At 32.1% G+C, this 8,044-nt stretch carries 8 protein-coding genes; all 8 read right to left on the bottom strand.

Features of this window, described 5'->3' with window-relative positions; translation table 11 throughout:
- Positions 1 to 732 (bottom strand): phage tail protein (locus KGF36_RS19080; protein ID WP_227854966.1); only part of this gene is annotated, 732 nt, incomplete at its 3' end.
- 15 nt (positions 733 to 747) lie between these two features.
- Positions 748 to 1,365 carry a YmfQ family protein gene (locus KGF36_RS19075; RefSeq protein WP_227828553.1) on the bottom strand — a complete coding sequence of 206 codons (618 nt, stop codon included), beginning with the start codon at positions 1,363 to 1,365 and terminating at the stop codon, positions 748 to 750.
- The gene (locus KGF36_RS19070) at positions 1,358 to 2,407 is read right to left on the bottom strand and encodes a baseplate J/gp47 family protein (RefSeq protein ID WP_227828552.1); all 1,050 of its coding nucleotides are present in this window, start codon (positions 2,405 to 2,407) and stop codon (positions 1,358 to 1,360) included. Before KGF36_RS19070 ends, KGF36_RS19075 begins: the two co-directional genes overlap by 8 nt.
- Positions 2,408 to 2,827: a DUF2634 domain-containing protein gene (locus KGF36_RS19065; protein WP_227828551.1), complete on the bottom strand. Its 420-nt coding sequence runs from the start codon at positions 2,825 to 2,827 to the stop codon at positions 2,408 to 2,410.
- 4 nt (positions 2,828 to 2,831) lie between these two features.
- Positions 2,832 to 3,092, bottom strand: a complete 261-nt coding sequence (locus KGF36_RS19060; protein WP_227828550.1) for a DUF2577 domain-containing protein — start codon at positions 3,090 to 3,092, stop codon at positions 2,832 to 2,834.
- Positions 3,093 to 3,104: 12 nt separating this feature from the next.
- Positions 3,105 to 4,997, bottom strand: coding sequence for an NlpC/P60 family protein (locus KGF36_RS19055; RefSeq protein WP_227828549.1), 1,893 nt, complete (start codon positions 4,995 to 4,997; stop codon positions 3,105 to 3,107).
- The gene (locus KGF36_RS19050) at positions 4,990 to 5,679 is read right to left on the bottom strand and encodes a LysM peptidoglycan-binding domain-containing protein (protein WP_227828548.1); all 690 of its coding nucleotides are present in this window, start codon (positions 5,677 to 5,679) and stop codon (positions 4,990 to 4,992) included. Before KGF36_RS19050 ends, KGF36_RS19055 begins: the two co-directional genes overlap by 8 nt.
- A 16-nt stretch (positions 5,680 to 5,695) precedes the next feature.
- The gene (locus KGF36_RS19045; protein WP_227828547.1) at positions 5,696 to 7,990 is read right to left on the bottom strand and encodes a tape measure protein; all 2,295 of its coding nucleotides are present in this window, start codon (positions 7,988 to 7,990) and stop codon (positions 5,696 to 5,698) included.
- Positions 7,991 to 8,044 lie beyond the last annotated feature (54 nt).

Raw genomic sequence — 8,044 nt, 5'->3', positions numbered from 1 at the left:
AATTTTAAAGTTTGTAACTACATTTTCTTTTGTAGTAGCATCTATAATATTTACAACTATTCTCTGTGTTAACAAACTATGTGTTACAGTTGCCTTGAATCCGCTTTCTGCATCATCCACCCAATCATCAATTGCGACCCTTTGAGTGTATGCAACATTAGAGCCACCTGCGATTAATTGGTCAATTTTAATATTTTGTTTCTCATTTTCTGTGTCAATTCTAGTGTTTAACTCTGTTTTAGTTGTATCTATTTTAGTGTCTAGGTCCTGTAAATCTTTTAATGTAGCAAAGATTATAGTTGGGTCTATCTTGAGTTCTATGTTATTTACATTAGATACAACAAAGATAGTTTTTACTTTCATGTCAATTACTGCTCCATCTTCCACTTTAGGTTTATATGCTGACCTATACTTTGATATAGCTAGTAAATTACCTTCGGTATCTAAATAACCTATCTCTCTAACTACAAATCCACCAGCACTAGCAGGTACTAAACTTTCTAAAATTAAGCAATTTGTCATGCTTTCATCAGTCTTGACATTCCCTACTTTACCTTCCCAAACTACATTTTTTAATACTGTTTGTTCCTCTGTAGGATTATACTCATTTCCTCCACCATCTCCAAGTTGAATCTTAGCAAAGTCAACTTTTTCTCCTGCTAAACTTGCATTTGCAATCTTTGCTTTTCCTATATCTGTTAATATTGTGTAGTAACTTTTATCTGTAGCCAAACTACCACCTCCTATCTAATAAATTGTAATCTCTTGGTATCCAAATCCATTACCACTAAGTATATTAATCTCTCCTTGTGTTTCAATATCACTAGGTGACCAAGGGTAAATTGTAATCTCATGCCCTGTGACTGTTGTTGCACCAAAATACATGCCATTATCTTTGCTAACTAGCACCCTAGTATAATCTAAAGTCATATTACATGGCTTAATATTACTTACAAAAGAATGAACTTCCTCAAACCAATCTTGATTTCTAACATCACTCTCAAGGTGTATGTTATAAGTAGCATTATTAATAGTTAATTCATAATTACCTTCTCCAACTATACTATCTAACCAGTTCCTAAGAAATCTCTCTGAATAAGGTAATTTACTTATATATTTACTAAAAATCCTAAATCTTCTATCTTCTAAACTCTCATTACTTTTAGGAATTATAGACATTATCTTTTCCCATCTTTTTATACCACTTGGAGTTAAATCCTCTAAAAACTGGTCATTTGATAGTTCTTTTAATTTATCATGTAATGTTTTTATTTCTTTGTTTTCTGCATTAAATACTTTTATATATTCTTCTTTATCCTGCAAAACTTGTGGTAAGTAATTTATTAGATTAATCTCTTTATCCAACTACCTCACCTCTTATTACTATGCTGTTACTATCTATTGTTAGATTAGATTTAACATCATTTATCATTGTGTTTGTAATATCTAACACTCCATCAATACTAAGTAATCTAGTTTCAATTTGAGATATACGGACTATTAAGTTTTCTTCATCTTCCCAACTCATGTTAAGTTCATTTAAATAGTCGTCTATTGCTTCTTCTGCTATAGTCTTTATATTCTCCCAAGTGTAGTTACTCTTATATGTTATTTCTGCTGATATATTTATAGTTGTACTTGTAACTCCTTCAACAGTAACTTTATGTCCTATTGGTGCTAACCCAAGACCTTCTCCTTGATGTCCGATTGGGTCAATTTCTTCTTGAACTAAATTAACTAAGTCAGTGCTTGGTACTTTGAAATTAGAATTAATTATTACTAGCTTAACAGTACCTCCACCATTCCACACAGGATAAACTTTAACTCCTCCAACATCAGGCAATTTATTAACTTCATCTTTGTAATTTTGAATATTACCACCGAAACTTTGTGAATTTAAACTATCATAGTATCTTTGCCTTAAACTGTCCTCAGATTCTTCATCTTCTCCATTTATCAATATTTCAGTTAACTCAGCTGTTTCAAGACCATCTATATATTCGATAGGTATTAGTTGCCCTAACTCAAATATAGGTCCAGCAGTCTCACATTTCATCTTGTATATATCTTCAGATATTCTCTCAATTGCTACATAGTTATACTCACCTAAATTAAATCGTGAATCAAGAGGAATATCTATGTTAAAAACGCCTTTTGCAATTGTATTAGTAGCAGATAGTGGCGTGATTCCTCGTTCTTTGCATCTTTTCTCTAAATAATAATAACTAGCAGTATCAACAAAGGTTTGGTCTAGTAATTCATCCATTGCAATGTAAGTTTCTGATAACTCGACAGCAACAGGAGCAAGAGCATTATATATTATAGAACCTTCTCTTTTATCAAATGTATCTGGTACACTATCTAACATTCTTTTAATTATATTTTCAAAAGTCATTAACTCAAACAATTATACACTCACCACCTTCTCTGCTTTAATATTTCCATATTTTGTATGAACTATAAACTTACAATGTATTTTTCCTTTTATATTTTGAAACTCAAAATTATCTACATTTTCAATCCTATCATCTTGAATTAGTGCTTCTGTTATCCTTCTCTCTAACTCTGGTATTACAAAAGTTATAGGCTCTCCAATAAGGTCGTTCAACTCGACTCCATAATTCCGAGAATAAATAAGGTGCTCATACCTTTCAGTATTTAAAATTAAAAAGATGGTCTGTTTTAATGCTTCCACATCATCACAAATACCATCTACTCTGTTTTTTTCTATATGAAGTTTAAATGTCTTACTTGGATTTAAAGGAACAATAAAATTTATAATTGATACATCTTCAATATCATAGTCAATGTTATCTGTTGGTAACACTTTATCACATCCTATCTAAAATCAAATATTGCTGCCCTCCTTGCATACGAATTAAAACCAATTTGTCTCCTACCTTTTTGTCTGTATATCTTTTAAATGTATCTGTTTGTATTAGAAAAGATTCTTCAAAAGAGGCTTTTTGCTCTATCTTAACTACTAAAGGATTAACACTTTCTATAGTTCCAAATGCAATTTGCATTGGATTACTTGTTTCTACTGCATCCATCGCTGCTTTCTTAATTATTTGTAATAATTCTTGGCTCATATTTAACCTCACTTATATAAATCTTCTCACATGTGTGTACGCTTTTCCTTTTCTATATGAATTAACAGACTCTATTTTTACCACATCTCCTGTTTGTGGTGAATGAATTATTTGATTGTTTCCAATATACATTACAACATGATTACTACTTCCTCCACCAATTCTGCACAATAAATCTCCTGCTTTCCACTTGCTTCTATCTTTTAAATCTACAGCTTTTCCTGCTTTACTTTGTGCGGAAGCAGTACGAGGAATGTTTATACCTATCTTTTTATAGCACCACTGTGTAAGCCCACTACAGTCAAATGTATTAGGACCTTCTGCTCCATACACATAATTACAACCCAGTTTACTTTTAGCTATACTAACTAGTTTATCTGCTTTAGAATTATTTGCATTACTATTTTGGTTATTACCTTCAACTTGATATGTTTGTTCTTCATCTCCACCTATAATTATATAGCCATTCTTTCTACCAAATTTTTTACATTCACTGGCATTAGCTAATAGTATATCTATATGATATATTCCGTTTGTTTCAACATATATTCTTCCTCCATTATCTTTAACTGTATATACTTTGTTGTCATAGGCAGTACCAGGAAGTATAATTTTTACTTTATCTCCATACTCAAAAACTGGATGTTTCTTTAAAAAGTCATCAGTATACCAAGTTTTCTTAACTCCTTCTCGGTTCATTGGACCTGCAACAGTTCTTGATTTTACATCAAGTGGCTTTCCGTTACAATCTATTTTTCCGCCTTCCATTGCATTGTTTCCTGGATAATATGCAGTAAATATAGCAGGAACTTTTTTACCTGTATTTGTTTTTGTAGTACTTTGTGCAGGACCATTTTTCTTTTCATCTTTATTATTACTATTTCCACTTGAATAGGAACTTGAAGAATATGAAGCAAATTCGTCTCCATCCACCAAAGTTAGGTCCATAAAATGACTGTTATTTTCAAATGTATGTTTTACTTTCTCAACTAACATATAATTTTGTAACTTAATATCTCCTAAATCTAAAAAAACAGGTATTAAACAACCTGCTCTTACTCTGATGTCTCCAATTGCATTTTTTAAACTTAATGACTTAGTTTTCTTATTATATAATTTTAAGAGCATTTCTGCTTTTTTGTCCATTTCTGCTTTTGTCACGTTACTATCTACTGTATCAAATAGTTGTAGAACTCCCCAACTTCTTATATGAACTGAATCTTTTACTGTAGTAGAAATCCTTTGACTTGTGTTTTCATCCTCTTTTAATAATTTTACTTGAGTATAAGTATCACTATCAATCGAAGAATTATAGTCAAAATCCTCAATCACATCATTATTCATAACTACATCTAATTTCATAGAAGCTACATTCTTTAATACTAGCCGACCAAAATCATCATAGAGTGTATACATTTCTTTTTTCTCTCTCAGAGTATCATCTAAAGCTGTTAGCACCATGTCAAAAAGTGTTTTATTTTCTTCTATCCTAGATATTTTATACTTAGTATCTTCTATAGATTTACACTTTAGTTTAAAATCGTCAGCTAACATTTTTATTATTTCACTTGCTGTATAATTTTTAAAAACATAAGTATCTTTATTCTTAAAATATCTCAACTGGTCGTAAGCAACAATTTTAATGTGATTTTCTTTATCTCTTTTCTTCTGAAATATATATCCATAAAATATGCCTATTCCCTTATAATACAACCTTACAGAGTTACCTTCACAGAATTGTAGTATATCATCCATAACTATTGTAAATTCTAATTTACTTGGTGTGCCTCGTCTTTCTATCTCCCATGTAATGTTATCAAGGACAACTGGCTCATAGAAATCTTCCCAATGTGCTATGACTAATCTTACATCCCTATCATTTGCCAAAACTAAATCATCAGCCAAGTTTTAACACCTGCCCTTTATAGATGGTGTATTTAGGTACTCTTTTACCCTTGTTAGCTTTATCCATCATATTTTTATTTAGTTCATATACTTTCTTATATAACGAACCATTTCCTAATTGCTTTTGACAAATTGCCCAAAGAGAATCACCACTTTTTACTGTATAAGTCTTGGTGTTTGGTGCATTAACAGAATCGACCCTCTTAGGTTCTATTTTTACATTAGGTCTCCCAGTCTCGTTTTTAGGTGCAGCAGGAACTAATTTTTTAGTTGAATAATCTCTATATTGTTTTAACTTTATTGCAACCTTAAAATCTGAACCATTTTCTGCATCTTCTACTATGTTATATTCCTCAAGTGATACTTTTCTATTTGTATTAAATAGTACTTTATTCCCAAGTTGTCGAGATACAATGAATTGAAATGGCTTACAATCTGTCTTTAGTAGTTCTAGTTTACTTAAAAAGAATTGAACATCTTTAAAAGTACCTCGATAGAATGGTAGTTTATTATGTGTAAACTCTGCTTCAAAACTTATTTCAGATAGACCAGGAGTCTTTAATATGTTTACTTCTCCATCATTTATAAGGTCTACAGTTTTATTTTTATTTGTTGTTTTTATTTCTAATTTGCCAGGTGTGATTGGTAATTGTACTCCATCCAAGTAAAAATCATAAGCCATTTTTTCACTCTCCTTTCTAAACTACTCCTTCTGCCGATACAACCATTGCGTCATTTAATTTTTCAGTTAGTACATTAACTATTCCATCTAAGTCAGTATCTTTACTTATATTGTTTGTATTGTTCATGTCTATTTTAATGTTTACTCCTGTAAATCTGTTGATAGTCTCTTGTTCCGCAATATCTCTAAGATATTTTAAGTCTTCTTGACTTTTATCCATTGTTTTTGCCATCTTTGCAGTATTTCCTGCCGTGTCCTTTGCTCCTTTGGCTGCATCATTAAGTGGAGAATTAAGTCCTGCTGAGCCTATTCCATCACCAAGTCCGTATTTTTTATCCCAAAGGTCGTCTAATCCTAATTTTTTCTTTGCATCTTCTGCTATTTTACTGATATCAAATTTATTTTTTATGTTAGTTTCTAGTTTATCGCCCCACTTATATCCTGCATCCCAAGCCTTTCCATAATTAAATCTGTCAAAATGCAGTTTATTAGGGTCCATTCTTTCAACTTTTATTTTAGCTTCCCCTGCGACTTTATCTGTCCACCCTTGTAATTTATCTTGCCAACCACTCACTGCATTTGCTAGATTTGAGCCAAATATGGTATCTATTGCAGATGCTATGCTTCTTAATATACCTAATACCGCATCAGCCATTCTAGATACCGCCCTTATGACAGAGCCAATCGGGTTGTCTAAAAAGTTAGCAAAGAACTCTGCAAAGTTTGCTAAACTATTATAAATTAAAGCTACAATATCTATAATTAAGTTCCCTGTTGCAATAAATAAATTTCCTATGAAAGCTGCCGCAACTGATATTGCACCTGCGACAACACCTATCGCAGATACACTTGTCCCCGCAAAATGATTAAATATTGCTACTCCTACGAAAACTGCTGCTATTACTAGAGCTATTGTAGCTACAACCATTACTATAGTAGTAATTAGAAGTAACATAGAACCACTTAAAGCATCTGTAGATATTTTTGCTGCTATATTCATCATTATATTTGTTAATAATGAACCATTTAATAAATTAGTCCAAAATGCTTGCAGAGCTGTCCAACTAACTTGAATAGCAGTAATTGCAACACCTGCTAAAATAGCAGCTTTGTATAACCCCCACAATACAATACTAGTGATTAATAAAGGCTGTATTATGCTCCATCCATGTGCAATAAAATTAATGACACTTCCTATAGTTGTTAATAGCCATCCTAACCCTTGAGCTACTAGACTAACTCCAACAATCATCAGATTAAAAAATCCACTAAATGCTGGACTACTCAATAAATCAATTATTCCATTAAAAACACTATATCCAACATTTCCAAGAATATATAATGAATCTGTAATATTAACTATGAAGGTTCGGAATCCTCCGCTGGAAACAGTATCCTCAATCTTTTTTTGTATCGCTCCAAATATCATTACTGCGTTATTCTTAATTGATGTAAAGATTTGACCTATTGTAAGTGGCATTTTTTCAAATTGAGCATTTGTTTCTGCTGCTGCTGCAAGTAATGAGTTTTTCACAATGTCTGCTGTTAACATTCCTTCTGATGCCATTCCTCTTATTTTTCCTATGTCGACATCGAGATAATCCGCAATGCTTTTGATGATGTTAGGTGCTGACTCAAACACTGCATTCAGTTCCTCACCTCTTAGCACACCACTTCCTAACCCTTGTGTTAATTGTAGTAATGCTGAATTCATTTCTTGTGTGCTTGCTCCTGCAATTACAAATTTTTTATTCAATTGCTCTGCGAAACTTACTATTTCTCTAGTACTACTAAATACACTCCCTGCATTCATTCCGATTCGTGATACTATTTGTGCAGTATCTAAGTAAGATGCACGAGACCTTTCAGCGGACTGAAAAATCATTTTATTTAGTCCTCCATCAGATAATTGTCCATCGTTTATCATTGCTAGTCGTGCATTCGTACTGGTCATCTGGTCGCTTAAACTACCTAATCCTCCTATCGTCTTTAATCCCATATAAGCTCCTGCTAGTTTCTTAACACTTCCAAGTAAATTATTTGTAGAGTTTGCCCCCTTGTCAATATCTTCGTTAAATCTTCTCTGTTGCTCATCAGCTTTTCCTATATTTTGTTCTATCCTCGTTAAAATACTTTCAATATTGTTTAAACTTTGTTGAGAAGCTTGTATCCCACCTGTGTTAAGTGGATTATGCAACCTTTGTTGCAACCTATCAAAACTGTTAATTGTAGTGTTAATAGCATTAGTCATATTACGAAATGCAGGAGTCATTCCGTCAAAAATTCTAATGGATGTTTGTATCGTTGCCATTTCCTCATTCTCCTTTCATAAATTTCCATATAAAAAAACACCTACATTAGTAAG

Origin of the sequence: Clostridioides sp. ZZV14-6009 (assembly GCF_020658095.1) — a bacterium.
Lineage (GTDB): Bacteria > Bacillota > Clostridia > Peptostreptococcales > Peptostreptococcaceae > Clostridioides.
The sequence above is the reverse complement of the archived record's forward strand: the minus strand, read 5'-3'. Positions and strand labels throughout refer to the sequence as shown.